Below are 26,978 nucleotides of genomic sequence, written 5' to 3' on the forward strand. Positions count from 1 at the left end.
ACTTTTTATCATGGCAAGCACCACATCGATTGTACACACCTACCTCCAACACCTTGCGCAACGAAATCTGGAAGAGATCGTCGCGCTATTTGGCCCTGAAATAGACTGGTATATCCCAGGAGATGAAACCCGTGCCCCCTGGTTGGGAAAACGCAGTAGCCGAGCGGAGATCATTGCCTTCTTCGAACTGCTTTGGGCAAACACCAACCCGATTTCTGCTGATGTTCACCATATTTTCATCGATGGAAACCGGGCAGCGGTTACCGGCGAATTCGTTACGGAAATGCGATCGACGGGAAAGCAGGTCGAATCGTTGTTTACTATTGAAATGACTATCGAAAACGGTTTTATCGTCAGGTACCGGTTGCTGGAAGACAGCCATGCCGTTTCAGAAGCCCTTGCTTAACGTTCATCAATCCAATGGCATTAACCAACACCTCATCGTCGCTTCCTAAGCGGCCTAAAACGGTTGGTAACTATCCCAGTCAAACAAGTTATAGTTATCGTGGTAGTCGACCACGAATTCCCCCCCCTTCCCACTGATCACATAGTTCTTTTCCCCAATACGTTCGCCAGCACGGTAAAGTATTATCTTGGTCTGCATGGTCGACTCGGTCCCGTCTTTGGGTTGTATCCGTGCTCCATACCTCATGTAATATAATTCGTTAGTGGTCTTATAGGTGGCGGCGCTGGGTACATCCGATTCTTTGGAGAAGTACCTCGTCGTCATCCTGGATTCATCGCCTTCGAGTACAGCGATGTCATCCCACACTGTTCCGTTAATCTCCGCGCTTAACACCTCTTTTCCCGCTACATTGATGTACATCTCCTGCGTAAAATCGTGGATTGCCCCTTCATTGACGACCACAACTTTATATTGTTCAGCGTCCGCTGCCGGATCGGGTGTACCATCATCCTTCTTGCAGGAAACCAATACCAATGCAACTGCCAATCCGAATAAGGCTGTTTTTAGATTTTTCATGATTCATTGTTTTGTGCAACGGTAAAACTACTTCTTTTTTTTATCAATCCTAATCGTTCCCTCATTTAACCCCAACAACCTTACCGTAGCGATCATACGCCACCACCAGAGTCGGTTTTCCCGAAACACAGGGAATGCGCGTTTTTGATTTACCGGGCACCACGGTGGTAAAATACGGCACCTCGGTCGCCATAGCAACGCCAGCCGGCTTTTCGGTATGGAACAACAGTACCTGTACGCTGTCTTTGCGCGGATTGCGATACACCATCCCGTCCGAATTACCCACGAACGCCACTGGCCGACTGTTGATCACGTGGTAATCCACGGCCCGCAGTCGATCGCTTTCGAAAGCATCCGCTTTCAATAACTGGTAACCATCCGGCGCTAGGTGCCGCAAATGCTTCAAATCATTTTGGTTGATGGTCAACGGGTCAATGCCGTATCGTTCCTTGAATAGCGCCGCCATCCATTTCTTTCCACTGGGCGTAGCCGTTTCCAGGATATGGTCCATACCCGCAAGAACGAATACCCTGGCTGATGGATCCTTCGCAAAGGTTTTTTGATACAGGTTTTCGGCCTGCCCCGCCTCCCGATTTTTCGTGTTGTCTGTGTTTTCGTAAGCCACGAGTTCAAAACCCAATTCGAGTGCCCTGTTCAACAACCGCCCGTACTGTTGTTCACGCGTATAAAAGCCTGTTTCAAGGTCAATGCGGCGCGTCCTGTTCACGGCTTCCTCCTGCTTCGGATCCAACGCCTCCAATGCGAGGTAGCGGTAGCCCGCTATATGCAACGCATCCAGCAGCTCGTAGACCAGCAACCGGTGGTTGGGATAAAAGTGATTCTCATTGATCATCACCAATTGGCGTTTCCGTGCTTCCGCGACAATCGTATCGAGCGCGTCATTCCCGTGTACCGATGGCGTGCTAGCTAACACATGCCGAACCACCGAGTCGCCCATCATATTGCGCTCCAGCATCGCCAATGCCTGCCGGTACGCCGCATTATCCCCCAAAAACGATGCATAAGTAAGCTCCAGCTGCAGCTTGCTCCACCGGTCCTGATCGGACCACGTGGGGTATTGCGCCACATTGTTCAGCACGTGGTAATGTTTATTGGTGTTTACACCGGTGACGGAAAATATCGGCATAAATTGCCCAGCCGATAACGTGTCAAATCCGATACGGCTCCAGATGCTAGCCAAATCCTTGTCCGCGGAGGTCATCTCCGCATCCTCCGAAAGCCCAATTAGGCGAAACCGTCGCCCATTCACGCAGGTATCGTCGTGAAAGATCGCGTCATCGGTCGTAGGGTCTGCGCCGTTGCAGGTATCGTTTACCGTTATCGCAAAAGCATAAAAAGGCGGTGCTTCGGTACTGCCCCACAGCAACACGCTATCGCCCGGTGCCAAGCGCAGATCCCGCACCCTGCGGCGCAGTTTTTTCACATCGCGCACAAACGTCACGTCCCCGAATGACGGCACAAACAAAGAAAGCGAGTCGTTGTACACCACATTTTCATACAAGGGCAAGTAGCTGTTATTCGCATAATAACGGCTAATCCGAGTCGATTGGCAAGCTGAAAATACGATGGCAAACCCCGCAAAGCCTAAAAAGAAATTCCGATTCATTGCATCAAAACTAATAATTTAGTTTTGAAAATACAACTGCCGGCGCATCGAATCGCTTACTATAAGCAACTGATACGGTTACCGGTCCCAGCTTAAAATGATCGCTGTCAAAGCAGGGAAATTAAAAAATTACACAGGACGATAACAAACGGACTGGGGCGCCGCGTAGCGCCCCAGTCCATCGTCGTCTTATTAACCCCACGCATCCATTAGTAACCCGGATTCTGTGGGGTAAGGTTCGGATTATCCTGCATTTCCAATGTCGGTAACGGAAGCAATAAATGCTGTTCCTTCAACGGCTGATTGGAGCTCAGGTTAATGTGGCCTATAAAATCATCAAAAGCGCCTGTACGATCATTAAGTACTTTCCGCAGACGAACCATATCAAACCAGGTAATGCCTTCGTAACACAACTCGTGCCAGCGTTCTTTCCAAACGGCCAGCCTGAAGGATTCTTTAGAAAAGGAGCTTTGCACGGGCAATTCAAGTTGAGCGCGGTCCGTTACCCGTTTCAGCGCATCGTACGCAGGAGCCGTTGGTCCGCCCACCTCGTTCGTTGCCTCGGCAAAGGCCAGGAGCACTTCAGCAAACCTTATCTGATGGATATTCAAATCGTCTACACCGGTTCCCGGGCTTCCCGGACGCCCATTGGCCACCTGATTAAAGAATTTAAAAATATACGCGCCCCCTAGGTCAAACAGTGGGCCGGAACCGTTGGTATAGTAATCCGAATAGAAAAAGCCAACCCGGTTTTGCCGTCTTAAGTCATTTTCGGCAAACGAGTTGTAAAAACTTTGCGTCGGAACCGTCGTTCCTACCCCGGTATTGGTCACGGCTACCGGTTTGAAGTTCGGCCGGGTATAGAGACCCTGTAGGTTCGGCACCACACTTCCATGGAACTGGATCATGAAAATCTGCTCCACGACGTTTTTCTTCGCGGGATCCCGGAATGCCGCATAATCAGGAAATAGGTTGAGTGTCCCCGGATTTGAAGCGGCAAATGCAATCACTTCCCCGGCCTTTTCCGCCGCTTTCGCATAGTATTCACTCCCTTTATTCAAGGGATAACCGGCCATGGTGAGGTATACAAAAGCAAGCTGCGATTTAATGGCTGCAAGTGAGACCCTTCCGGAGCCAACCATCCAGGGTAGTCCAGCTGCTTCTGCCTTAGTAAGGTCGCTGACGATCAAGTCATAGACTGCCGCTACAGGCGTCCGCTGCGGGAAAAAATCTTCCGACGCCGCGTTCTGCGGCAGCGTGATCAGCGGAATATCACCCCACAACCGAACGGCATAAAAATAAGCCCAGGCGCGGAGAAAATACGCCTCGGCCAATACGTTCGCCCGGGCGTCTTCGTCCATTGGATTGATATTCGGAACATTGGCTATAACCAGGTTCGCCTGTGCGATCACCCGATAAAGTCCGTCCCACCAGTTGATGATATGTCTATTATTTCCATCATGGACCAGCGAATACAAGTTATTTAAACTCGCATTCTCCGCACTTTCGGTTGTTGATGTTCCGGTTAGGGCTTCGAGCAGCTGCCAATTTGCCGAAAAAGACCCGGCATTATTACCGAGAAATCGGGTTTCGGCATAGACCGCAGCAATAGCAGACTCGGCATGTTCCGGGATGGAAAAGAAACTATTCGGAGACAGGTTGGTGGGATCCTGTTCCTCAAGGAAACTAGAACACCCCACAAACGAAAAGCATAATACAACAAACAGCGGAATGGATGTTATGTATTTTTTTGGGTACGGTTTCATAATACGATCATTAAACATGTACGACTATTCAACGCCTCCTTAGAGACTGATGTTAATTCCAAGTAAATAAGTAGTGGGCTTGGGGTACGCATGGTACGTCAACCCCTGGGAAAACGCGCCAGCCCCGAATCCTGTACCCACGGTTTCGGGGTCACCGTTTACTTCGTCGCTCACCACGAGAAAGAAATTCTGTACCGATGAGTAGATACGCAATTGGCTGATTCCCCAGCGATTGGTAAGGGTTTGAGGTACCGAATAACTCAATGCCAAATTGCGACCCCGGATAAACGAACCGTCTTTTAACCAATGGGTATCTTCATTGATTACGTATCCCGCCCGGGTATCCCGCAATTCCGGGATGACCGATTCCTGGTTTTCCGGTGTCCAGGCATTCAATACAGTCCGGTAACTGTTCGCCAGCGAAACCCGATCCTCACTAGACCCCGTACTTAATTCAAAAACATCGTTACCATAAGAATATTGAAGGTCAAGTGTCACCCCCCAGTTTTTATAACGGAATTCGTTGACCAGTGCACCCCACCCGTCCGGACTTCCGTTTCCGAGAATCATTCGATCGGCATTTGTTATCGCATAGTCGCCATTCACATCCCGGTATTTGATGTCGCCCGGCATAATCGGTAATCCATTCCGATAGCTTGCAAATTTAGCGGCTTCTGAGCGTTCGGCTTCACTCCAGATACCCTCACGCACCAAGCCATAAAATGAGCCCACAGGCTCACCTTCGCGGATAATGTTTGTAGGATTAATAAATACTACACCACCCACGCCAATAATATCAGATGGTGTAGCCAACGTGAGCACCTTGTTACGGTTCATCGAAATATTGAATGTCGTGCGCCACGAAAACTGTGGCGTTTCCACGTTCGATGTATTCAAGGTGAGCTCTAGCCCCTTGTTTTCCATGGAGCCTACATTACGTCGGATCGTTGCATAGCCACTGCTCCTTGGCACCGGTGCATCCAACAGCATGTCGGTTGTCTTCCGATAGTAGAGATCCCCTTCCAATGACACCCTGTTGTTCCACAATCCCAGCTCAAACCCCACATCACTTTGCGTTGTACGCTCCCACCGGAGGTCCGGGTTGGCTAGCCTGCCAATGCCCGTTCCGCCTACGCGCTGATCGCCGATTACGGCTACATATCCCGAGTTGAGTAAGGACAACGACGTGTAGGGAGGAATTTCAGAGTTGCCGGTAACCCCAAAGCTTGCTCTCAGTTTCAAGTTAGAAACTGTCTCACTCGCTTTCAGGAAATCTTCTTCCGAAACGCGCCAGGCAGCCGCAGCGGAAGGAAAAAAGGCATACTTATAGTTATCGCCAAATTTGGATGATCCATCCATCCTGCCGGTCACGGTAAACAAGTATTTGCGGAGTAAGCTGTAGTTAACCCGTCCGAAGTAAGAATTAAACGAAAACCGGGAAGCACCAGATCCGTACACCGGATTGTTGCTGCCCGCACCGATATTATTAAATCCAAAGTAGTCACTTGGGAAATTCTGCACACTCACGTTTATACCGAATGCATTAGACTCCTGCCAAGACATGCCCAGCAACGCATCGAGTGAATGCCGTTCAGAAAAATCCTTTTTGTAAGTAAAGAAATTATCCAGCGACCAGAAATTTGTCCGGCCGTTATTTACGGAAGCCGTTCCCTGTTCGCCCATCAACGATAGACCACGGCTTGAAGAAGCATTCACCTCCTGGGTAATATTGGACGAACCGAATTCCGTCCGCATTTCGAGACCATCCCACAATTTGATGTTCGAGTATAGGTTGCCCAGTGCAGTTTGGGTGTTCAGGATGTACCTCCGCTCATATAAATACTGAAGCGGGTTCAAAATCGTCTCTGCATAGGGGTAATCCCGGTTTGCGGTCCACGAACCGTCGGGGTATTTTACGGGCAGAAATGGAAGCGCCTCAGCGATCGTACGGATCGGCAGGTAATCCTGGTCGACCCGGTTTTCGGTTTGATAGTTATAGGTCAGTGTACCACCCACCCTTAGCCAGTCAAGAATCTGGTCATCGAACGTTATGCGGCCATTGTACCGTTTCATGTAGGATGTTTTGATCAGGCCCTGATCGTCGCGGAGACCAAGTGACACCGAATACGCCCGGTCACCGTCGCTGCCCGTAAAGCCCAGTTGGTGGTTTTGCGATACCCGGCTTTGTGTCGCTTCCTTCATCCAGTCCGTGTCATACAACGGGTTACCGGCTTGGTCAAACAAGCGCGGATCGGTCCGGTTCAGTGCCGGATTTCTCAACTCATACTTACCGTCGGCCCATCCGTCGGGGTCATATTTCGCGATATTCCGGTATGCGATATCTTCCACCATCAAATACTCCCGTGCATTGAGGTATTCAGGCGTATTGGGGCCTATCGTTGGTACCGTCAGGCCCACATCGTAATTCACCTCGCGTACGCCCGCTTTCCCCCTTTTTGTGGTTACTAGCACCACACCATTAGCACCCCTGGCACCGTAGATAGCGGTGGATGACGCATCCTTCAGGACTTCGACCGATACAATATCTGCCGGATTCAGGAAATCCATGCTTCCCGCCATCACCCCGTCAATCACAAAAAGTGGATCGTTCGCACTATTGATCGAGCTAAATCCCCTCACCCGCACATTCGTTTTCCCCCCAGGTCTGCCCGAGTTGATATTCACCTGGACACCCGACACCCGGCCGGCCAACATCTCGTTCAGGGAAGCCGCAGGGCGGGATTTCAACGTAGTTTCACTAACCGAACCGACAGACCCTGTGAGATCCGACTTCCGTTGTGTGCCGTATCCAATCACCACCACCTGGTCCAGCGAAGTTGTCGATTTTCGCAATCTGATCTCAAGCCCGCCCCGGTTATCCAAGACTACATCCTGTGATTCGTAGCCCACATAAGTAAACCGTAATGTTGCGTTACCCTGCGCCGTCACCCGGAAATTCCCTTCACTATCCGTTGTGGCCGTCTGCGTTTGGCCCACCACCGAAATGGAAACACCAGACAGCGGCGTTAGGTCGTCATCGTCTCGAACGGTGCCGGTCACATCGACCGTTTGTTGCCCCTGGGCGGCACCGGCGATTAGCCACAGCAAACAAAAGAGTAAGCAACGAATCGGCAGTTTTGGTGTAAAAATCATACGTTTCATACGTTAAAATTGATTAAGTGTCTTGCGTAAAATTAGGCGTTTACACACCTTTAAGGTATCATGGTGTTACCCTGATTTGTCCCGTTATTACCTATGGTTAAATGGATTTCAAAACTTGCCGCGCTGTTGATAGCGCAAGGGCGATATCATCTTCGGTATGTGCTGCACTGATATACCACAGCCCCCTACCGATTACCCGGATGCCCGCATCATGAAGGCCGGCCACAAAACGTCCCAACTTCGCTTTATCAGCCAACAGCGTATCGCGGTAATCCGTCATCTGCCCGCCTACCCCAAAGCTCGTCACAAACATCGGCCCCACCCCCTGCACAGTCATGTCATGGCCTGTCTCCTTTGCGGCGGATTCCAACCCCTGCATCAGCTTCCTACCCAGGGCAAACATGCGCTCATACGGGAGCTCATTTTCGAGTACCGTTAGGGTCGCCAGGGCGGCAGCGATGGTCGGGTTACTCGAATTCATCGTACCAGCATGGATCACCTTACCCTGCGCCACAAGGTCCATCCAGTCGCTTTTACCCACAATGGCACTGATCGGGTACCCGCTGCCCATTGCTTTAGCAAAAATGGACAAGTCCGGCGTGACGCCGTAATGCGATTGTGCTCCTCCCAGTCCCATGCGGAAGCCGGTAATCACTTCATCAAAGATGAGCGTGATTCCATACCGGTCGCAACAATCGCGCAGCCCCTGCAAGAAACCCGCTTTGGGTTCAATACAACCATTATTGCACATAATGGGCTCTGTAATGACAGCAGCAATTTCGTCTTGTCGTTCATGCAGTACACGCTCCACCAAATCGATGTCATTCCATGGTAATATGATAAAGTCATGAGCCGATGAGTCCGGTAGGCCGGCTGTCCAAGGGAATACGTTCGGTTTTTCCCGATCCCCGAGGGCATCAATACCAGGCGTTGAAATACCGTAAGCCACATTATCCAGCCATCCGTGGTAATGCCCCTCAAACCGCAGAAATTTTTTCCTTCCCGTCTTCGCCCGAGCTATCCGGAACGCGGTCTGTACGGCTTCCGATCCATCCAAACAGAAACGCATCGATTCGGCGGATGGAATGAGTTCGGCCATCTTTTCAGCGAGCTCGATCTCCCGGATGTGCTGGCCGGCATACAATTGTCCGCTTTCGGAATATTCAGCCACCATTTTCAGAACCTGGGGATGCGAATGTCCAAGGATCAGTGGTCCCTGGCTCAGCGTAAAATCCAGGTATTCATTCCCATCTACGTCATATATCCGGCTGCCGCGGCCGTGGGTATAAAAGATGGCATGAGGGTGATTATACTTTCTGAATTCTGAAGATACCCCTCCAGCCAAAACCTTCTTCGCCCGATCCAACAACTTGGACGATTTTTTATAAGTATGCATAAATGAATGCTTTATGTTTAAAAAGTTTAATGTACTTGATCCGGATTATGGAAACAGACCACGATGATGTATCGCACCAATTGGTCGTCTATAAGCAGTGTCTTACCTGCGAAGCTGTTCGAAATTTGCCGGAGATTGCCCAGGCCGTCGGTTATTCGCACCTGTGTTATCGTTCGTGCAAACGTCACTTCGGTAGGTGTGGTAACCATGAGCCTTATTTCACCCGCCACCCGCAGATCAACCGCATCCGTAGCCATCATGATCCGGCCGTTTGCCACCCTGCAAACCAATTCGTTTGCCACGGTTATTGTCCCGGCCCCTTCGATCTGCGGTATCCCGCGATCGGTCAGGTGCGCCATCCCAAAATCTCCCAATCCAAAGCCCACGGCATTTCCCTTGTAGCGCAAGGTCACCTGGTTCAGGGGCTTTTCTGACGCGGCCGTCAGGAGTAACCCATTGGCCGTACGCCGGGCCAAGAGCCTTACGTTATCGGCATCGATACCAACGCGGTTTATCACTGCATTGCCCTGCCAACCGTCACCCTTGTACACCGATACGCCGTTGTTCTTCAAGCGATCCAGCTGTGCCGTCGCGGCTTTTCCCAAGGCCATCGGGCAGATTACCACTTTTGCCGATTTCGGCAAATCCATGAGCTGTTCTTCCTGCCATACCCCGAAGAGTACATGGCCAGCCCACAATTTCCGAAACGTCTCATCTAGGATTTCGATTGCCTCCAGGCGAGCCTTTGGTACCACTACATAGGTGTTTTCATCATATTTCGTGCGTTGCAAACCCTTACCGAATAAGCCCAGCCTGCCCAATGCGATTGCCGCAGAAGCCGGAAATGGCGTCCCATGATAGATGGATCCGTAGCCCGTACCACTGGGAGTCGGGCACATCCCTACCCCCCGCTCAGACATCAATTTCGCCATCTCTGCGAAGGGCGAAAACCACCGCGGGTCGGGATCATCTACCAAGGTTTCGCGGAGCGGAAGCGGCCAGTAACACGATTCCCTGGCCAGCCAGCTCAGCCCCCATTCATAAGACACCGCTCCGGTTGCCCCAGCCGCCAATGCATAATGTACCGTGCCGTCATAACGCTCGGTCGGGTTCCATTCGCCATAACCAAATTCCTCCAGCAAGACGGGTTTATTAGCCGCTATGGGATCGAAATACTGCAATTTGAGCCCCGCATGCTCGGCGGGATAATAATTGTGCCAGGGCACCATTGGTGCATCTTCATTGGCCACCAATACATCTCCACCATCAAGTGTAGAGAATAGATAACCTGGCAATACGCTTTGTTGCGCGCCGTTCTCACGCAACACGGCAGTCATGGCCTTTGCCCACCGCTTGTACAACAACGAGTCGCGTAGGGTACCAGCAGGCATGGCCACTTCCGGCCATGCCTGCACTTCCCGATCCATTTGGGAGGCATCGGGGTCTTTAATATAGACCTCGTTAGAGAGGTTAAAGATCAAGTTGCCAGCGTGCTTCCACCGCTTGGCCAATATCGAAATGAATTCACGCTGCAGGTCTATGTTCCGTAAGGACACAGAAATCAGATTGAAATCGCGTGGATGCCTGAAATCGAACAACACCTGTTCGCCAGAATCGCGCTGAAAGCCCATCTGCCGTACCCATTGGGTGAAGAGGGTCAAAATTACCACGATGCCATGCCGCGCGGCCTGGTCAATTGCCACGTCAATGGAACGGAGCACTTGTTCGTCAATTACCGGGTTAATCCACACCCGGGCAATCCGATACCCCGCCTTCCGTATCGCGGCAAAATCCTCTTCTGCCTTCAGCGGCCGGTAGTCGCGCCACACCCACTCCCACCAAGAACTGGAAGGGTAATAATGCGTCCCTACCCAAAACGCTCCCTCACCGTCAATCTCCAGGTTAGGCCCTTTCACTGCATGGTTAACCGGAGTCTTCAACACGTCATTAGCCAGCAGGAAGGCGAGGTGGCGGGTTTCGACAACCTTGAGGTCGCCGTCTACGGCCAGTAATTCCGCTTTTTCTACATCTTGCAACACCTCCAGCTTGATTTCGCAAAGACCCAATCGGAACTCCGGGATAAAATCGAATATCGCTTCGGTGGCGCTCTTTCCTTCGGGCACCCGCCGCAATGCACCCAGCGGCCTGAATGCATCCGTTCCGGAATATTTAACCGAAAACCGCAGCATGGCCGAAACAGCCCGATCGTTCCGGTTTCTTAACCGCACACGGAGCTGCACCCGTTCGCGGTGATGGAAAGCGGAATAGTTCGTATTGAAATCCGTTACCTGGAGGAAGCTACTGCGCTTTTGGTCGATGCCCTGCAATACGGATTGCCACGCAGCGGCATCCATCAGCTGCAGCGGATCGGTAACGAAGAAGAAGAAACATTCGCAGCCTTCAAACCTACCCAATGCCAACGACGGCGCAAAATAGTTCATGTACACGGCTGGATAGCCGATCACCTCTCCAAAACGGTCCTTTGCTTCCAGCACCGGTAAAAAGTCTGCCCTAATTTCCTCGTCCACGTTGTGGTACGGCATCCCTTTCGGTGGTGCGATATAGGCCCCCATGGCGCGTGCCGGTTTCAGCGGCACATCCTTCAACACAAGTGGGCAATCGCCTTTCCAGGCCATATCGAGCGGCTCGTCGGCCAGTGCATGCGCCCCCACAGACAGCGCCTTCGGCACATGGTCGGGGTCACCCAACCAAACCAGCGCATCCCCATTGGCCAGGCTTTGCACCAATCGGTCCGCATCCACGGCGTCGATGGGAATAGTTACCATGCTGGCTGGCAATAGCGGTGCCAACACCGCAATCAGCCCCCGATCGGCCACCATGAAAGTCGTATTCCCATTGCCTGAAGGGGCTATCGGCCCACTGGGCACATCCGGCGTCACAGCGGACATATCACCCTCCGCCGGATTGTTAATGTGCACATCAAACGGCGATACTGAAAGGCCAATCGATCCTACGGCCAATGATCTGAGGTAATCCCTGCGATTCATAATGCAACTAATATTAGTAACCCGCACTTTCTTGCAGACCCCGCAAATAACCCAATGCGTACAGCCTACCCATTTCAGCATATCCCGGATCGCGATTATCCTCCCCTTCGAGCGTAGGCGCATGATCTATCCGTACAGGCCCGTCAAATCCCACTTCCTTATACGTTTTAATCGCTTCAACCATATTGGTCTGGCCCTCGTCGTGAAACGTTTCGGTAAATCGTTCAGCCGTACCCTTTATATCGCGGAAGTGCACAAAGAATATTTTGCGCTGTCGCCCGAACTGACGGATTACTTCGGGAATGTTCTCGCCAGCTGCAGCTAAGGTACCCTGGCAGAGCGTGATACCGCTATACGCGCTGGGCACCAAATCCAATACTTTCTGCATGGCTTCGGCATTGGTGATGATCCTTGAAATCCCCTGTATGCTTTCTACCGGCGGATCGTCCGGATGTAGCGCAAGTTTAACGTTATATTCTTCGGCTACCGGTACAACCGCTTCCAGGAAATATTTGAGGTTCTCCCACAGCTTATCGGCCGTTACCACGCCAGCATCGGTTAAGGGCGCATCCTTCATCAAGGCGTGGTCATAGCTGGTTACCAAAGCCCCTCCGCGGGCGGGTGTTGTGGTAGACGTACGCACCCAGTTGAACTTCGCCATGAAATTGTAGCAGAATACCGGAATTCCGACCGTGCCCATGTTGCGGATCAACTGCTTACAGCGCTCGATATCCGCGTCTCTTTTATCCGTACCCAGTTTCATGTCGTGCATCTGCCCATCCAGTCCGGGCTCGATGACCTCCAATTGGAGGCCATGGTCCCGGAAACTTTCGCGGAGGTGTAACAAATCGATATAATCCCAAGATATTTTCCCATCGGCACCCAATGGCAGCCGGGATACCGCATGCGTGGCACCACCCTGCAGGGCGATAGACCATAGCCGATGACGGAATGGTGGGAGTATATCAGAAATTTTCATTGCCATATCATTTACATTAAGGATCGACCTCTTATTTCCAGTTTTCCAACGTCTGCCTCATGGCATTAATTAATCGGGGAGAATAGTCCTCGAGCCTTGCCAACCCGCTTTTAACCTGCTCAAACGGCGTATCCCCCTCGCCCAACCACGATAGGGTTGCCATGGTATCGTCCAGTGGCTTTGATTCCAATTTGGCCAATGCTTCGATCAATTCCGGCCAATACCAGTGGTTGCTATAGCCGTGCCGTTGCTGCCAGGCTTCAATCTGGTCTACGAACGCTGCAAATGATTTTTTCACATTGCGGTGTGTGGCTGGGTGTTTATCCAGGGCCTGTTTAAACGTGTAAAGCGTAGATCTAACGTGCAGCTGGGCGGCCAGGTCGTCGATAAATCGCGTTCCATCACCAAAAAGCAGGCCTTTCAACGTGCCTGTTTGAAACGTCGTTTTGCGAAGTTTGGCAAGCGCGGCTGCTGCTTTATCCATCCGCTTGCTGTCGCTGCCCTGCAATGCCTCCCAGGCCTCTACGATGGTAGCTCCCTGTCCTGTAATCAATTGGTCAGCAAAGGCGATGTAGTCATCCTTTTCTGCCGGTAACCCCTGTGCACCGCGAGCCAGTGCGAACGTATTGGGCAACTGTAGGCAATGGCTTTGTACATTGCCAAACACGCCGCGCTGCCCTTGCTTTTGCCCGCCGCTATATGCCCTGTCTCCGCCAAAGATGGTCAGCGGGAAGGAAGGTTCACCCTCGATAGCGCCATAGTTGAAGGCCAGCACCTTGTCGCCCATACCGATAGCATCACCAACAGTTGTCCCGAAGCCACTACTTGCCACACCCCACGGCCCAATCCGCTGTTTTTCGATCAGCTTCATCGCTTCCTGCACCTCTTCCGCCTTACCCGGTATCAATTCGCCTGTTTCATAAAACCTACTATACGATTCCCAGCCAAAGTGTGCCCAATAATAGATTTCGATACCAGGTCTGAGGTTATCCAGCATACGTCGGTGAGCGGTGAGGATATACGCAAACTCCAAGTTGGTCGACCCAGGATACCCACCCGGATCGCTATCGATTATAAAAAGCCCATCGGCATTGGCCAACGGCTTAAACAACCGCTCCCGCCATTCCATGAGCTTGCCGAACGCCACCGGGTCGGCCGGATCCACCCGGTCGTCGGTATGGAAAAACGGGCGCTCTTCAAAGGTATACTTGCGGCCAACCTCACTTTTCGGCGAAACATTGGGGCAGAATACCACATAGGCATTTAGCTGATACTCATTTTTAGCCAGGTCAATCACCTTCCTGATCTTGGCCAGGTTCGCTTCGTCGCTGGGAGTCATCGGATCCGGGATCGTCTCCAACATCGGCCAGATTAACACGCTGTTGTAACCCAGTTTTTTCACACCATCCAAATACCCTGTCCAGTCTTCCAGCGTCCAGGTGCGTGCCGCATATGGGTGGTTGTAAGACCAATGCTGGTGCACGTAGATACCCAACAATTTGTTTCCCGGATTTGTAACCGAAGGTTGAGCATAGGTCGTGCAACCGAAAATCATCGCAACGACAATTGTTAGCAATCGTTTCATATTCAACTAGTTTAAGATATAATTTATGTTATCACGTGGTTATATGACCGAGTTGGCGTTGGCGTTCTCCGCCGCTACCGGCGACGTCTGATCTCCCAAAACTGACTGATTTTCTCTAAACTCAATCCCTTCGTTTCGGGCACAAAACGCCAGCAGAACCAGAAGCCGGCGGCACATACGAGAGCAAAGAACAGATACACGCCAGCGGCGGTATCAAATTGCTTCGTAAACCAATCGGTCATCATTGGAAAGAACTGTGCCGTTACGAACGAGGCCGCGTATAAGAAGAAGCACACAACGGCCAGCGCTTTTCCCCGTACACGGTTCGGAAATATTTCCGAAACAATAATCCAGCTTAGGGGAGCCAAGCCCACCGTAAAAGCACCTGCCGAGATCAGCATCGGTATCAACGAAAATAAAGGCGGCCAGGCCATAAACAGGTTGATGGCCATGACAAGGTGGCCAAGCACCATGAAGGCCACACCGGCCAGCAGTAATCCGCGCCGTGAAAATCGATTGATGAGCGGAAAAGCCAGTAGCGTAGTGACCAGGATGAGCAGGTAAACCGGGATTGCACTCAAAATAGCGTTTGAACCAAAACTGATCCCTACTTCCGTCATAATCGTGGGCGCATACAGCAAAATCATGTTTACGCCGTTGATCTGTGAAAACACCATGATCACGATCCCGATCATCACCGCCTGGCGGATGCCGGGCTTCCAGAGTTCACCGAAGGCGACTTTGCTTTCGTTTGACCGGCCCAGCTCGTCGCTGATTTCCTGCAGCTCCAGCTTCCCGCGGGATGCACCATTAATTTTGGTCAGCACATCCAGCGCCTCGTCCAATCTGCCGCGCGCTGCCAGCCACCTCGGGCTCTCGGGAACAAGGTATAGCCCGATCATCAAGATAACCACCGGAACCACCTGTGATCCAAACATCCATCGCCAGCCCCATCCATCAAACGAAAACAGGTAGCCTACAATTACTGCGAGGTTAATGCCAATCACGTTAGACAGCTGGTTGACATTCACCAGCACGCCACGTAAATGGGGCGGTGACAGTTCGGCGATATAAATCGGCGAGGATATCATGGCCAGTCCAATACCAATTCCGCCCAGAAACCGCCATACCGCAAAATCCCAGATGCCGAAGGCAAATGCCGAACCCGCGGTAGAAATCATAAAGAAAAAGGCAGCGAGCATCATCGTCTTCTTCCGGCCAAGGCGCTCTGTAAACCACATGCCGATCAGCGGCCCGGTTACCGACCCCAGAATTGCACTACTTACGGCAAACCCTTTCAACGCCGGCGTCAGTTGGAAGTCCACATCCAGAAAAGGCAATGCCCCCGCAATGATAACAAGATCAAACCCAAACATGAAGCCGCCTATCGAGGCCACCAATACAATTAAGTATACATACCATTTATTTTCCCTATCGCTTCCTGTTTGTACCATTTTGTTTCATTTGTCATTTAATACGGTAACGCCCTTGCACCACTTATCCCCAGTTTCCGCCCCGTTTGTCGTTTTTCCAAAACTCCAAAAAAAACCAACGGTAACGTAGTGAGCGTTTCACCATTTATATAATAGAATTACCCCCTTGCTTTCTCAGCGTACATCACCTGTCATTCAAAGCGGCTTTCATAGCCTGGATCAGTCTCGGTGTGAATGTTTCCATCTCCCGCATGTACCTTTTTACTTTTTCCGGGCCCGGTGTACCTGGCATATTCCCGATATCCCGGTAGCCGATGAGGGCATTCAATTTATCGTTATCCATACGTTTCAGCGCAAGCATCAGCGCTTCCATTTTACCCGGAATATGTGGAGAACGCGGGTTGCCCGAAAAACCGTGTACCCGTTGCCAGCCTTCAAAGTGGATGATGAGTTCTTGCAGCGCCGCCCTTAGGGCAGCGCGATCTTCCGTTCGCTCCTCGGCGATACGGATAAATTTACAGATCGCCCCCATTGCCCGCAATTGTAGCGCTAAGTCGTTTACAAACCTAGCCGGGTTGCCGAAAACGAGTCCGGATAATGGTCCCTTTTTCAAATCAGTCGCGGCTAATAAGTCCAACCGATCTGCCATGCGAGTCATCCCAATCGGATCACCCCCCTGTAAAGCCTTCCATCCCGCAACGATCCATTCGCCCTGACCGGGCACCAGGTCGTCGGCAAATGCCTCAAAGTCGACTTCTGTTGCCGGCAGGCCGCGCGCCGCACGCGCAAACATAAACGTATTGGGCAATTGCACCGCATGCGTCTGTGCATTGCCGATAATCCCCCTATTTCCGACATCCATGCCGGCCCGGTACGTCGTATCCTGATTATACAGCGTAAACGGAAACGACGGTTCCCGTTCAATCGCTCCGTATTTAAAGGTAGTCACCCGATCTTCCATCCCTACCGACCGGGCTATTTCCACAATATCATTTTCATAACGGCTTCCCCATATCCCCCAAGGCTCATCATTTTGCTTTGCAAGCAACGTAATCACGTCGCGGATTTCCTGCTGGTTGGCCACTTCCAATATGCCCTCCGCATAAAATCTGCTGTAAGCTTCCCATCCAAAATGCGTCCAGTATTGCAATTCGATTCCCGGTCTCAATCGGTCGAGCATGGTGCGGTGGGCACTCAGCAGGTAAACGTATTCGAGGTTGGTAGCGTTCGGATATCCGCCGGGATCACTGTCGATAACAACCACCCCATTGGCGGCCGCCAAAGGCTGAAACAACTGCTCCCGCCAGGCCATGAGCTTTCCGAACGCGACGGGGTCTGCAGGATCAACCCGATCGTCCGTTTGAAAAAAGGGCCGGTTCTCAAACGTATATTTCGTGGCCTCCTCGTTCTTTACGGCTACATTGGGGCACATCACGATGTACACCCTCATCCGGTACCGCTGTTGTGCGGTATCGATCACCTGGGCAATTTTGGCCAGGTATACTGAATCGCTTACCGTCAAGGGATTGGGCATCGTTTCGAGCATCGGCCAGATCACCACGGTGTTGTAACCCAACCTTCCTAAACCGTCGATGTAACCGACCCAGTCGTGGAGTGTCCACGTACGCGCTGCGTAGGGGTAATTGTACGACCAATGCTGATGGATATACATTCCCACCATTTTACCCGTTTCGGATGTTCCGGTCTGTCCCTTTGCCCCCGGGCCGCTGGCCAACAGGCAGGCACCCGCCAGCCAATGAAATGCGATCTTCAGTAACGATTTCTTCATGATCAATTGCTGTTGTGATATACCAATACCCCACCCGGACCGGGCTCGCCATCGCCGCCGGTCACGATCATCCCATCGTCGAGTAGGGCCACGTTACTTGGCAACTGTATATCCACCTCGATCGAATCGATCAGGGCTCCGTTGGCATCGAGCACCTGCACCGCCGCCATTCCGTAATGAGCTACCCACAGGGTCCCATCGCGGTGAAGCTTAATCCCGTCCGGCAGGTTATACCCATCCGGATTATGGTTTTCCGGCAATGTTGCGAATACGTCATACGTGCCCGATGGCGATGTCGAGGGCCGGATAGGCAGGCACAGAATCCGGTTCTGGTAGCTTTCCGCGACAAACAGCCACTGTTCATCCGCAGAAAGCGCTATGCCGTTGGGAAAATCCAGGTGTTTGGCGATCACGCGCTGCTCACCCGCCGGGCCGTAATAGCATACCTTTCCGGTATGCCGTATCGAATCGGTAAAATACACGCCGTCATGGCTATCTGCTACCAGGTCATTGGGCGTGTGGATACGTTCGCCCGCACAGCTGCCTATCACGTCATAAGACAAGAAGTTACCCGCCCCGTCGTAGCGGCTTACGCTGGCATTCCCACTGTCGCATATGATGTGATCGCCGTTGCGTAGTATAAATTGCCCGTTAGGCTTAATACCCGTTGCCCAGTCCACGGCAAGGCCGTCTGTGGGATCCATCCGCATCACGGTTCCGCCCGCCAACGTGGTAAAAAAAATGGCGCCGTACTCATCCGCGACCGCACCTTCCGTATACCATGGCAAGTTCAAATGGCTCTTCTTTTTCATCTGTTTATAATTGTCTTTTAATGGTGATGAAGCGATCAGATTTATTCATCCATCTGTGTGGTTGAATAAATCATGATGGTTTCATTTAAGAGATGATGTGATCAAATGGAAACAATGGTCTTCTGCGAAACCGGAAATCCAGTCCGGTCATGTCGGCTTGCGTTGCCCCCGGCGTATTCGCTTGCAGCACCGTTTTGCACACCGGGCCGTAAGCAGCAATCGGGGCGTTCACGCCTTTGGCGATGAGTACGTCAAAGGCTGCCGGATCAATGCCAAACGTAGTTAATTGACTAAGGCTAAAGGGTGGCACGCGCAATGTATGGATCATCATGACATTCCCGGCACGGGTCTCAACCAACAACGTATCGCCCATATTAAAGCGTACCTGCCCCCCATGTCGCGGTGCATGTTCCTCAAACTTACCATCCACTTTGGCCAACACGGTAGCCTCCACGTGATAAGGCTGGTTGCGGAGACCCAACTGATAATCGTTTCCTAATGCCAATTGGATACAATCCCCTACCCCAACCCGCCAGCCCACGGCTACCGACTCGGGGTCATACACGCACGTAAAGCCCCGCAAGCCCGGCTGTTGCTCAAGCTGTTTTAACAGCACCACGCTATCGCCCTCCGCACCACCGCCTACGTTATCGCCCATATCGAGCCACAGTACCGGCTTGGGAGCCGAATCGATTTTCATGCGCTGTATCTCGAGTGTTTCCAGCACACCCACAAATGCATGCCTGTTCGCGGTCAACACAGCCGCCAGCTGATGCGCAACCTCCTCTCCGGCGTACCGGTCGTTGTTGGTTACCACTAAGAATGATGTACCCATTTCCGGCACGTCAGCATAGGGGAATCCCAGTAGGATACTGATTGAAAGCACCTCCCCGGGTCTAACCACAGCATTTGCCGCTTCATATAGCATCTTACACGGGTAGTGCGCCGTTTGTTGTTGCTCAATACTGATCGTCACGGGTGGCTTAACCAGGTATTGAACCGGTTTGTAGATTCCCTTAAGGGTTTGGATGAGCAATTCTCCCGCCGCCCTGCCGGTTTCATACTGATCGATATGAGGGTTTGTCTTATATGACACCAGCGCGTCGGTAGCAGTAATCATTGCCGAGCTTACATTTGCATGGGGATCCAGCGTTCCGATGATGGGCACATCCGCACCTACGAGTTCCCGCACCCTGCTCAACCAGTGCCCGTCCATGTCGGGCTGGTTTTCCGCAACCCCCGCACCGTGCGGCACCACCAAGCACCCGTCTACAGGCAATATCGCTTTGAGTCTTTCGGCCAGTTCATCTACCAGGATACCGTAAGCAGACGCCGTAACCCTACCACCCGGTGTAGCTTCCGCAAATAGGACCGGAATTACCGCAACTCCATGTTCCTCCATCACCGCCAGCATGCCACCAATTTCGTGATGCGCGTCTTTGTATTCTTCCATCACCTGCTCACCGCGGAGCAAATGACTGTTTTCAAAATCGTTGATCGTCGTTTTCCGATCGATGAACGTATTGGATTCATGATATATGCCCATCAGGGCTACCCGGTACGACTTTTTTGAAAGCATGTTACAAATGTCGCCAATACGCGTCGCGATGTTTACGGTTGTTTTATCCTTAAATGTAATGCGTTTACCCACATGATACGACCAACATTGGTGGTGCACTACGCAATCCTGCAGGCACAGGTTTCGGCTTGGTTTCAGCAACTATGGGTTGGCACTTCACTTCGGAAGCGGAATGGGCTTTTTCCCATGTGTTCTTTAAACACCTTACAGAAATGCGAATCGGAATTATAGCCGCAAAGGTGAGCTACCTCTGCGATCGGATAGTCGGTTTCGATCAATAATCTGCATGCTTCGTTGATCCGGATTTCTTCCAGGTACTGCGAAAATTTCTTCTGTGTCCGTGACTTGAAGTACCGGCAAAACGACGGTTTCGTCATGCAGGCAATCTCAGTTACTTCGTCCAAGGTGATTTGCCGGTGTAAGTTATCCTTCATAAACTTCAGCACCTGCACCAACCTGTCGGGATACGGCGCGCTTTCCGTAGGCTGCTGATCCATGATCAGCCGTTTTTCTGACGAGCGGGTGATGATACTCATCACCTGCAGAAGCCCCACCACTTTTTCAAATCCGGTTTTCGAAGAGAGTACGATTAATTTCTCAGCGATGATACTGCGGGTCTTGCCGTAGATATTGATTCCCTTTGAAGCTTCGCCAACCATGCGCTTCAGGTCGTCATTTTGTTCAACGAGTTCGAAGATGTTCTGAAACACCGCAGGGCTGATGTAAACGGTGATCACCTTTGATTTCAGTTTGGAGTCTTTCTCAAAATAGACCGGATCGCTCAGCCATACATGGGGCACGTTGGAACCGATGAATACCATATCACCCGATTTGAAATCGGTCACTTCACTTCCAATAATTCGCTTGCCATGGCCTTCCAGAATTAATGTGAGTTGCAGTTCGGGATGTTTGTGGTAGGCCGGTTTGGCATGGTAGGGCGAAGACAGGTAAGCATCTTCACGCATATCTAAATGCACCGGACCCGTTACAAAAGGTGTGATTTCGGTTTCTATGACCTTCATGGCTATCGCATTTAACAACAATTAGTTGACCAGCTTCATCATTTGGTTTCTCTCTCAGCCCAGCTACTGGATGGTTAGTATCAGAATCAACCATTCGGTGGACTCCGATACTAACAAAAGTACGGTAAGATACGAATAAAAGGCATTTCCGTATTAACAAAAAGTATAATCCGATTAACATTCAGTATATTGAGGGTTATCAGCCTGTTAATCCACTGACATTTTCCGCCAAAACCACGATAGGACGACGAAAAATTTCCTACTACCTTTATGGCCAACAATAAAATCGAAGATTAACATATGAAACTCGCAAGCAAGGTTGCCATCATTACCGGTGCGTCCCAATCGATTGGGAAAGGGATTGCGCTCCGGTTTGCCCGCGAAGGCGCTAAAGTGGTCGTCAATTACCTCTCGAACAAAAAGCTAGCCGAAGCCGTCGTTGCCGAAATCATCGAAAACGGTGGCGATGCGATGGCCTATGGTGCCGATGTAGCCAGCGAACAGGAGGTACAGGCCATGGTGGAGGCCACCGTTGCGCGCTTCGGCACCATCGATATCCTGGTCAACAATGCAGCCATCGATCCCCGGCAAAAGTGGAATGAAATTTCGGTTGCCGATTGGGACCGGGTCATGGCCAACAACGTCCGGTCGCAGTTTGTGTGCTGCAAAGCCGTCTATCCCTATATGCAAAGGCAGCAATACGGCAAAATCATCAACGTATCGTCGGTGACGTATTGGTTCGGCAAAACCAACTATGTGCATTACGTTGCATCAAAAGGTGCGATCATCGGCTTTACACGAGCGCTTGCCCGCGAAATCGGCGGCGACAACATCACCGTAAACTGCATCACCCCCGGCGCCGTCAAAACCGAAACAGAATTAGCCAAGGTGGGTTCCGAGGCCGCGCAAGACGAAGCCGAAGCGGAACTTAAAACCCTACAATCCATACCCAGGCGCCAACTTATCGACGATCTGGATGGTGCCTTTGTATTTTTAGCGTCGTCCGATAGTGATTTCATAACCGGCCAGACGCTCAATGTGGATGGTGGGTGGATGATGCATTAACGGGCTTCAAATGCCGCGCTCCGTCCGGTATGCAGCAGCTATTGCTGTTTAACAACAGGCACAACCAACTCTACCGCGATGACTTCGCCAATGCGTTTTTTCTCCAGGTTGTAATCGCCTCTGTTCAATTCGAACTGACCGCGGAATACCCCCTCATCCCCCGATCCATCAAAAGCAAACGGGATCGCAATCTTCCGGGTAACGTCCTTGATGGTTAGGTTGCCATTGGCCACAAAACCATTTTCCATAGGTGTAACCGTATGGGAGGCGAAGCGGATGGTGGGATACCTTTCCGCATCGAGAAAATCCGCCGCCAGCGCGTGCCTATTTTTGAGACCCATGCCGGTGCTGATCGTATTTACATCCACGGTGACGTCAAATTTGGAATCCGCCAGGTTTAAGCTATCAAACTCGATGGTCCCTTTCAGGCCCTTTAGTGTGCCCGAGGCTCCTTTGGTACTGAACTTCACCGCGTAGTCGTCTTCCTTTACCTGCCACCCAACGAAATAGGCCGAGGTAAATGCCGAAAGCAGCAATAAACAGATTGCACCGGAATACAGGATTTTCTTTTTCATCTTCTTCACGATATTTAGTGAAAACAAATGTAGCTAAACGGCAAATTATTCGGCCGCTTTATTTTTACTATTCCCGCCCCCAGTAAGCGTGTCCAAACCATTCGGAACGATTTGGGGAATCATCCGGAATCGCTGCCCCAATAGGCTGATCAGGCTGTCGGGCGATATCGGTGATGTGGCTTTAAAGTCGATATCTACCAACGCATCGTCGACGTACCAGCCATTAGGTGTTCCGATCAGATCGACGATGTGCTGCAGATTCGCCTGGCGCACATGCACCGTATCGATACCCGTCTCCTGCCTGAAAATCCGAATGTGTTCGGGGCGCTCCGAAAAGGCGTACTGGGTTACGACCAATGAATATTGCGGCGAATGGGCGTCAATGACTATTTTTCCATGTATGGAGAGGGTTATTGGAACAATAATCACCGCGTTGAATACCGCGTGCATCAGTATGGACCACCGTAAGCCGTGCTTCAAACGAAGGTAGGCCATCAGGAATCCACCAACGAGCTGAGAGCCGACGATAACCGGGGCAAGCAGGTAAAACAATATTTCGCGGTTGTCGTAATTGCTCATGTGAACCAGCGCAAAGATCACACTGGAACCGTAAACAGCTATTTTCAGCGCCCGGTTACGCGCAAATTTCAACGGATAGCGAAAAAGCATTTCCTCGACGATAGGAACTACAATTAAGACAACGATGACCAGAAACCAGAGTGGCATTTTCGCGGTTAGCGGGCCGCCCTTTATGGGCAGCACGTGCTGGTCAATGAGCAAGGCCAGCGGAATAATAATCAAGGCGGCAAAGGCGAGATTGATAGCCAAAACCACCATCCAGGAGCGAAAAGCCCCATTTTCAGGACCGTCCACAATTTCCTGGGGGTTTCTCAGAAATTTCCCGAAGTCTTCCCTAAAACGTCGAACTATGCTTCTCATAAAGTGGAATTTCTCATGGTTTTGTTGCTGGGTTTTTATTGATGGCACTGATTAGCTTTGTTTTGCAAGATAAAAAACATCAGCTTAACATGCAACTAAACTTCCGAGTCGCTCATCATGTTGCGCTCCAGCATCGCCAATGCCTGCCGGTACGCCGCATTATCCACAAAACGATGATGCATAAGTGAGCTCCAATTGCCAGCTTGCTCCACCGGTCCTGACCGGACCACGTGGGGTACTGCGCCACATTGTTCAGCACACCGTCACCCATTCACGCAGCCCCACAGCACTACACGATCGCCCGGTGCCAAGCACAGATCCCATACCCGTCGGCGTAGTTTTTCCGCATCGCGCACAAACGTCACATCCCCGAACGACGGCACAAACAAGGAAAGCGAGCGGGAATTTGAAGTATGCTATAATAGCCCAATCACCCCCCCAAAGCGATAGCTGAGGCCAATCTCGTGGGTGGTGTTGCCGATGCGCCGGTTCAGCGGCTCATTGCCCGGGTTGAACTGGTAGCTGTAGCCCAATCCGAAGCCCCCGAAGTGGAACTGCGCCATCCCCGCAAACTCCCCGTAGCTCCGCACGTTCGCCCCGATGCCGAACGTCCGCTTGATGAATACCAGCGCCGAGGCCTCCGCCTGCGGCCGCAGGCTCTCCGCATACGTCACCAGCACGCTCGGCCGGAACTGGAAGTCCGCGCCCATGTCGAACAGCGCACCGGCCGTCAGGTGGTACAGGTTGCGGAAGTTGTACCGGCTGTCGCTGGCCACGCCCAGGCTGCCCAGCATCAGCCGCGGAAGCGACAGCCCCACATAGTAACGCTCCGGACGGTACAGCAGCACCCCGAAGCCCACCAGCGCGTCCGTCTCCTTCACATCCTCGCGGAAGGCCGGATCCATCGGGTCCAGCTGCGAGAACCTGCCGTCCAGGTAGCTCACCCCCGCATTCAGCGAAAGCCCCACGTATTCCGTCTCCGATATCCGCACGCTCTTGGCGAAGAATGCCGAGGCTTCGGTCAGTTTCTCCACCGCCAGGCTCTCGTGGCGGATGTTCAGCCCAGCCGTCGCACCGAAGCTTTCGAAGCCCACGTGGCCGCTGCCCCAGAATACCGTGGGTGCACCGTCCATCCCCACCCACTGCCGCCGGCCGATCACCGACACCTCACCTTTCCGGCTCATCAGGCTCGCCGCCGGGTTGATCACCGTACGCAGCTGCCCGTGCTGCGTGTGCGTAAGCGGCTGCTGGCCATGTGCCGTAGCCACAGATCCCATCAATGCAGCCAGTATGATTAGATTCCGTCTCATCTCTTGTCTGTTGTCTAATGTCTAATATCTAAGTACTATCTACTCACCACGATGTACCATCCGCTAATACCGCAGCACGAAGTAACCCTTCCGGTATTCCGTACCGCTGCCCGTACCGAGTTCCACGATGTAGAAGTACGTCCCCGCAGGAAGCTGCTGCTGTCCGCTGCCGACGCCGCGGAATGCCACCCGGTCGTTGTCGTAGCCGCTGGCCTCCCACACCACCGTGCCGTTGCGGTTGATCACGCTCACCCGGTTACCCCGGTAATCCCGGATACCCTCGATGATCAGGAACTCGTTGATGCCGTCGCCGTTCGGCGATACCGCCTGGTGCACCCGCACCGGGAAATCCGAGGATGGGTCGACCACCCGCAGTGTCACCGTCACCGGTTCGGCCGCTTCATGGTTGCCGTCGCCCGCCTGCGCGGCCGTGATCGTCACCGTGCCCAGCCGGAGTACGTTGAGTGCCGTGCCGCTGGGTGTGGCCACCTGTTCGTCGTCGATTGCCAGGCTCACCGGCAGCCCGCTTGAGGCCGTTACGTCCAGCTGCACCGTGCCCGCATCCCGGTTCACTTCCGCGGGGGCGTTGAACATGATCGTCTGGCTGGCCTTGCGCACAACCAATGCCTGGGTGATCTCCGGGCGATTCGCATAGTTCCCGTTAACCGGCACCGTGGCCGTGATGGCTGTTTCGCCCGCGCCCGTGATGCGGATCATCCCGTCTGCCGTGATCTCCGCTACCGCCGCGTTGCTGCTCGTGTAGGTGATTTCCTCCCCGCTGCTGGTACTGGCACCCCCGCTGAAACCGTCATCACCGTAGGTCTTCTCCGCCAGTACCGGGAAGGCCAGTGTCCGCATCCCAGGCGTGATCCGCAGCGTGGCCGTCAGCATCAGGTCTTCGTAGTTACCGCCGCCATCGATCGTGGCCGTCACTATCTGGCTGCCCGCATCCGTGCGGCTGTTATTCGCATAACTTACCGATGCGCCCTCCGGCAGCATCCCTACAATCGTCAAGGATTTGGCCGTTCCGTCGTATATAAAGCTGCCGTCCGGCAGGGTGACCTCTGGGGCAACCGAGGCCGTGATCTCCAGCTCCGCGCCGTTGAAGGACAATTCGTAGTTGTCGCTCAAGTCCAGTGTGCCCCGCCTGATGTTATAGCTACCTACAGCCTCACCAGGTTCACGCGTCAGCGTGCCCGTGAAACCGTCGCCCGCTACCAGTGCCGGGGACACCGTGTAGGTCAATTCCGGGTCTGTCCGGCCGAGTATCTTAGTCTGATTATCCGCAGTTACCGTCACCCCAAGCGGTGTGATGGCAAAGTCTGCTCCCGTGTAGACTATCGTATAGTTAGCCCCTGCATCCACCGTGCCCTGCGTAATCGCATACGAACCCACATCTTCACCGGGGGCACGCTCCAATGCGCCCGTCAGGATCGATTCATCATCGCTTAGTTCAAAGCCCGTGGCCTCAAAGGTCAGCGCCGGATCGCCCGAGCCGTAAATCTTGCCCTGCCCCGCATCGGCAATGATTGTCAGCGTCGCCGGGGTAATCACAAAGTCCGCAGCAGTATACGCTATCGTGTAGTTATCCCCTGCATCCAATGTGCCCTGCGTAATCGCATACGAACCCACGTCTTCACCCGGGGCACGCTCCAATGCGCCCGTCAGGATCGATTCGTCATCGCTTAGTGCAAAACCCGTGGCCTCAAAGGTTAACACCGGATCAGCCGAACCATACACCTTGCCTTGCTCGGGGTTTGACGTGATCGTCAACGTAGCCGGGGTAATTGCAAAGTCTGCTCCCGTGTAGGCTATCGTATAGTTACCCCCTGCATCCACCGTGCCCTGCGTAATCGCATACGAACCCACGTCTTCACCCGGGGCACGCTCCAATGCGCCCGTCAGGATCGATTCATCATCGCTTAGTTCAAAGCCCGTGGCCTCAAAGG

Annotated in this window: 19 protein-coding genes; 2 read left to right on the plus strand and 17 right to left on the minus strand. The window is 52.5% G+C overall.

The genetic code is table 11. From position 1 onward, the window contains the following. Window positions 1-10 precede the first annotated feature (10 nt). Window positions 11-406, plus strand: a complete 396-nt coding sequence (locus tag IEV98_RS12525; RefSeq protein WP_188506348.1) for a nuclear transport factor 2 family protein — start codon at window positions 11-13, stop codon at window positions 404-406. A gap of 54 nt (window positions 407-460) precedes the next feature. Here the strand turns inward: IEV98_RS12525 and IEV98_RS12530 are convergent, their stop codons facing one another. The 13 genes from IEV98_RS12530 to IEV98_RS12590 form a co-directional block, all read right to left on the minus strand. Then, on the minus strand, window positions 461-982 hold the full coding sequence (locus IEV98_RS12530) for a beta-barrel fold lipoprotein (protein WP_188506349.1): 522 nt from the start codon (window positions 980-982) through the stop codon (window positions 461-463). 61 nt (window positions 983-1,043) lie between these two features. Next, window positions 1,044-2,609, minus strand: coding sequence for a hypothetical protein (locus IEV98_RS12535; protein WP_188506350.1), 1,566 nt, complete (start codon window positions 2,607-2,609; stop codon window positions 1,044-1,046). 209 nt (window positions 2,610-2,818) lie between these two features. Then, the gene (locus tag IEV98_RS12540) at window positions 2,819-4,375 is read right to left on the minus strand and encodes a RagB/SusD family nutrient uptake outer membrane protein (RefSeq protein WP_188506351.1); all 1,557 of its coding nucleotides are present in this window, start codon (window positions 4,373-4,375) and stop codon (window positions 2,819-2,821) included. 39 nt (window positions 4,376-4,414) lie between these two features. After that, window positions 4,415-7,537 (minus strand): SusC/RagA family TonB-linked outer membrane protein, encoded by a 3,123-nt coding sequence (locus IEV98_RS12545; protein WP_188506352.1) that lies wholly within the window; start codon window positions 7,535-7,537, stop codon window positions 4,415-4,417. Window positions 7,538-7,634: 97 nt separating this feature from the next. Further along, complete coding sequence (locus tag IEV98_RS12550) at window positions 7,635-8,933, minus strand: aspartate aminotransferase family protein (RefSeq protein ID WP_188506353.1); 1,299 nt, start codon at window positions 8,931-8,933, stop codon at window positions 7,635-7,637. Window positions 8,934-8,959: 26 nt separating this feature from the next. Further along, window positions 8,960-11,941, minus strand: a complete 2,982-nt coding sequence (locus tag IEV98_RS12555) for a cellulase family glycosylhydrolase (RefSeq protein ID WP_188506354.1) — start codon at window positions 11,939-11,941, stop codon at window positions 8,960-8,962. Between the two features lie 13 nt (window positions 11,942-11,954). After that, the gene (locus IEV98_RS12560; RefSeq protein ID WP_229738728.1) at window positions 11,955-12,926 is read right to left on the minus strand and encodes a mannonate dehydratase; all 972 of its coding nucleotides are present in this window, start codon (window positions 12,924-12,926) and stop codon (window positions 11,955-11,957) included. Between the two features lie 25 nt (window positions 12,927-12,951). Continuing rightward, window positions 12,952-14,505, minus strand: coding sequence for a hypothetical protein (locus IEV98_RS12565; protein WP_188506355.1), 1,554 nt, complete (start codon window positions 14,503-14,505; stop codon window positions 12,952-12,954). Window positions 14,506-14,579: 74 nt separating this feature from the next. Further along, window positions 14,580-15,959: a sugar porter family MFS transporter gene (locus IEV98_RS12570; RefSeq protein WP_188506356.1), complete on the minus strand. Its 1,380-nt coding sequence runs from the start codon at window positions 15,957-15,959 to the stop codon at window positions 14,580-14,582. A 163-nt stretch (window positions 15,960-16,122) separates the two neighbouring features. Further along, on the minus strand, window positions 16,123-17,727 hold the full coding sequence (locus tag IEV98_RS12575; RefSeq protein WP_188506357.1) for a hypothetical protein: 1,605 nt from the start codon (window positions 17,725-17,727) through the stop codon (window positions 16,123-16,125). A 2-nt stretch (window positions 17,728-17,729) separates the two neighbouring features. Further along, window positions 17,730-18,539 carry an SMP-30/gluconolactonase/LRE family protein gene (locus IEV98_RS12580; RefSeq protein ID WP_188506358.1) on the minus strand — a complete coding sequence of 270 codons (810 nt, stop codon included), beginning with the start codon at window positions 18,537-18,539 and terminating at the stop codon, window positions 17,730-17,732. An 85-nt stretch (window positions 18,540-18,624) separates the two neighbouring features. Then, window positions 18,625-20,118: a M81 family metallopeptidase gene (locus IEV98_RS12585; protein ID WP_188506359.1), complete on the minus strand. Its 1,494-nt coding sequence runs from the start codon at window positions 20,116-20,118 to the stop codon at window positions 18,625-18,627. Between the two features lie 134 nt (window positions 20,119-20,252). Beyond that, window positions 20,253-21,140 (minus strand): AraC family transcriptional regulator, encoded by an 888-nt coding sequence (locus tag IEV98_RS12590; protein ID WP_188506360.1) that lies wholly within the window; start codon window positions 21,138-21,140, stop codon window positions 20,253-20,255. A 300-nt stretch (window positions 21,141-21,440) separates the two neighbouring features. On the opposite strand from IEV98_RS12590, the gene IEV98_RS12595 reads away from it, so the two are divergent. Continuing rightward, window positions 21,441-22,205, plus strand: a complete 765-nt coding sequence (locus IEV98_RS12595) for an SDR family NAD(P)-dependent oxidoreductase (RefSeq protein ID WP_188506361.1) — start codon at window positions 21,441-21,443, stop codon at window positions 22,203-22,205. A gap of 38 nt (window positions 22,206-22,243) precedes the next feature. On the opposite strand, the gene IEV98_RS12600 is transcribed toward IEV98_RS12595, so the two are convergent. The 4 genes from IEV98_RS12600 to IEV98_RS24350 all read right to left on the minus strand — a co-directional run. After that, entirely contained in the window at window positions 22,244-22,780 is a 537-nt protein-coding gene (locus IEV98_RS12600; RefSeq protein ID WP_188506362.1) for a YceI family protein, read from the minus strand. 45 nt (window positions 22,781-22,825) lie between these two features. Then, window positions 22,826-23,719: a CPBP family intramembrane glutamic endopeptidase gene (locus IEV98_RS12605; protein ID WP_188506363.1), complete on the minus strand. Its 894-nt coding sequence runs from the start codon at window positions 23,717-23,719 to the stop codon at window positions 22,826-22,828. 416 nt (window positions 23,720-24,135) lie between these two features. Beyond that, window positions 24,136-25,029 carry a PorP/SprF family type IX secretion system membrane protein gene (locus IEV98_RS12610; protein ID WP_188506364.1) on the minus strand — a complete coding sequence of 298 codons (894 nt, stop codon included), beginning with the start codon at window positions 25,027-25,029 and terminating at the stop codon, window positions 24,136-24,138. Window positions 25,030-25,092: 63 nt separating this feature from the next. Next, window positions 25,093-26,978, minus strand: a 1,886-nt coding sequence (locus tag IEV98_RS24350) for an MBG domain-containing protein (RefSeq protein ID WP_194444870.1), incomplete at its 5' end; no start/stop codon positions are given.

The organism is Parapedobacter pyrenivorans, from assembly GCF_014636865.1.
GTDB classification, from domain to species: Bacteria; Bacteroidota; Bacteroidia; order Sphingobacteriales; family Sphingobacteriaceae; genus Parapedobacter; species Parapedobacter pyrenivorans.

Coding starts and splice junctions, on each gene's coding strand:
- IEV98_RS12525 (WP_188506348.1), top strand. CDS start 11: ATGGCAAGCACCACATCGATTGTACACACCTACCTCCAACACCTTGCG.
- IEV98_RS12530 (WP_188506349.1), bottom strand. CDS start 982: ATGAAAAATCTAAAAACAGCCTTATTCGGATTGGCAGTTGCATTGGTA.
- IEV98_RS12535 (WP_188506350.1), bottom strand. CDS start 2,609: ATGAATCGGAATTTCTTTTTAGGCTTTGCGGGGTTTGCCATCGTATTT.
- IEV98_RS12540 (WP_188506351.1), bottom strand. CDS start 4,375: ATGAAACCGTACCCAAAAAAATACATAACATCCATTCCGCTGTTTGTT.
- IEV98_RS12545 (WP_188506352.1), bottom strand. CDS start 7,537: ATGAAACGTATGATTTTTACACCAAAACTGCCGATTCGTTGCTTACTC.
- IEV98_RS12550 (WP_188506353.1), bottom strand. CDS start 8,933: ATGCATACTTATAAAAAATCGTCCAAGTTGTTGGATCGGGCGAAGAAG.
- IEV98_RS12555 (WP_188506354.1), bottom strand. CDS start 11,941: ATGAATCGCAGGGATTACCTCAGATCATTGGCCGTAGGATCGATTGGC.
- IEV98_RS12560 (WP_229738728.1), bottom strand. CDS start 12,926: ATGGCAATGAAAATTTCTGATATACTCCCACCATTCCGTCATCGGCTA.
- IEV98_RS12565 (WP_188506355.1), bottom strand. CDS start 14,505: ATGAAACGATTGCTAACAATTGTCGTTGCGATGATTTTCGGTTGCACG.
- IEV98_RS12570 (WP_188506356.1), bottom strand. CDS start 15,959: ATGGTACAAACAGGAAGCGATAGGGAAAATAAATGGTATGTATACTTA.
- IEV98_RS12575 (WP_188506357.1), bottom strand. CDS start 17,727: ATGAAGAAATCGTTACTGAAGATCGCATTTCATTGGCTGGCGGGTGCC.
- IEV98_RS12580 (WP_188506358.1), bottom strand. CDS start 18,539: ATGAAAAAGAAGAGCCATTTGAACTTGCCATGGTATACGGAAGGTGCG.
- IEV98_RS12585 (WP_188506359.1), bottom strand. CDS start 20,118: ATGCTTTCAAAAAAGTCGTACCGGGTAGCCCTGATGGGCATATATCAT.
- IEV98_RS12590 (WP_188506360.1), bottom strand. CDS start 21,140: ATGAAGGTCATAGAAACCGAAATCACACCTTTTGTAACGGGTCCGGTG.
- IEV98_RS12595 (WP_188506361.1), top strand. CDS start 21,441: ATGAAACTCGCAAGCAAGGTTGCCATCATTACCGGTGCGTCCCAATCG.
- IEV98_RS12600 (WP_188506362.1), bottom strand. CDS start 22,780: ATGAAAAAGAAAATCCTGTATTCCGGTGCAATCTGTTTATTGCTGCTT.
- IEV98_RS12605 (WP_188506363.1), bottom strand. CDS start 23,719: ATGAGAAGCATAGTTCGACGTTTTAGGGAAGACTTCGGGAAATTTCTG.
- IEV98_RS12610 (WP_188506364.1), bottom strand. CDS start 25,029: ATGAGACGGAATCTAATCATACTGGCTGCATTGATGGGATCTGTGGCT.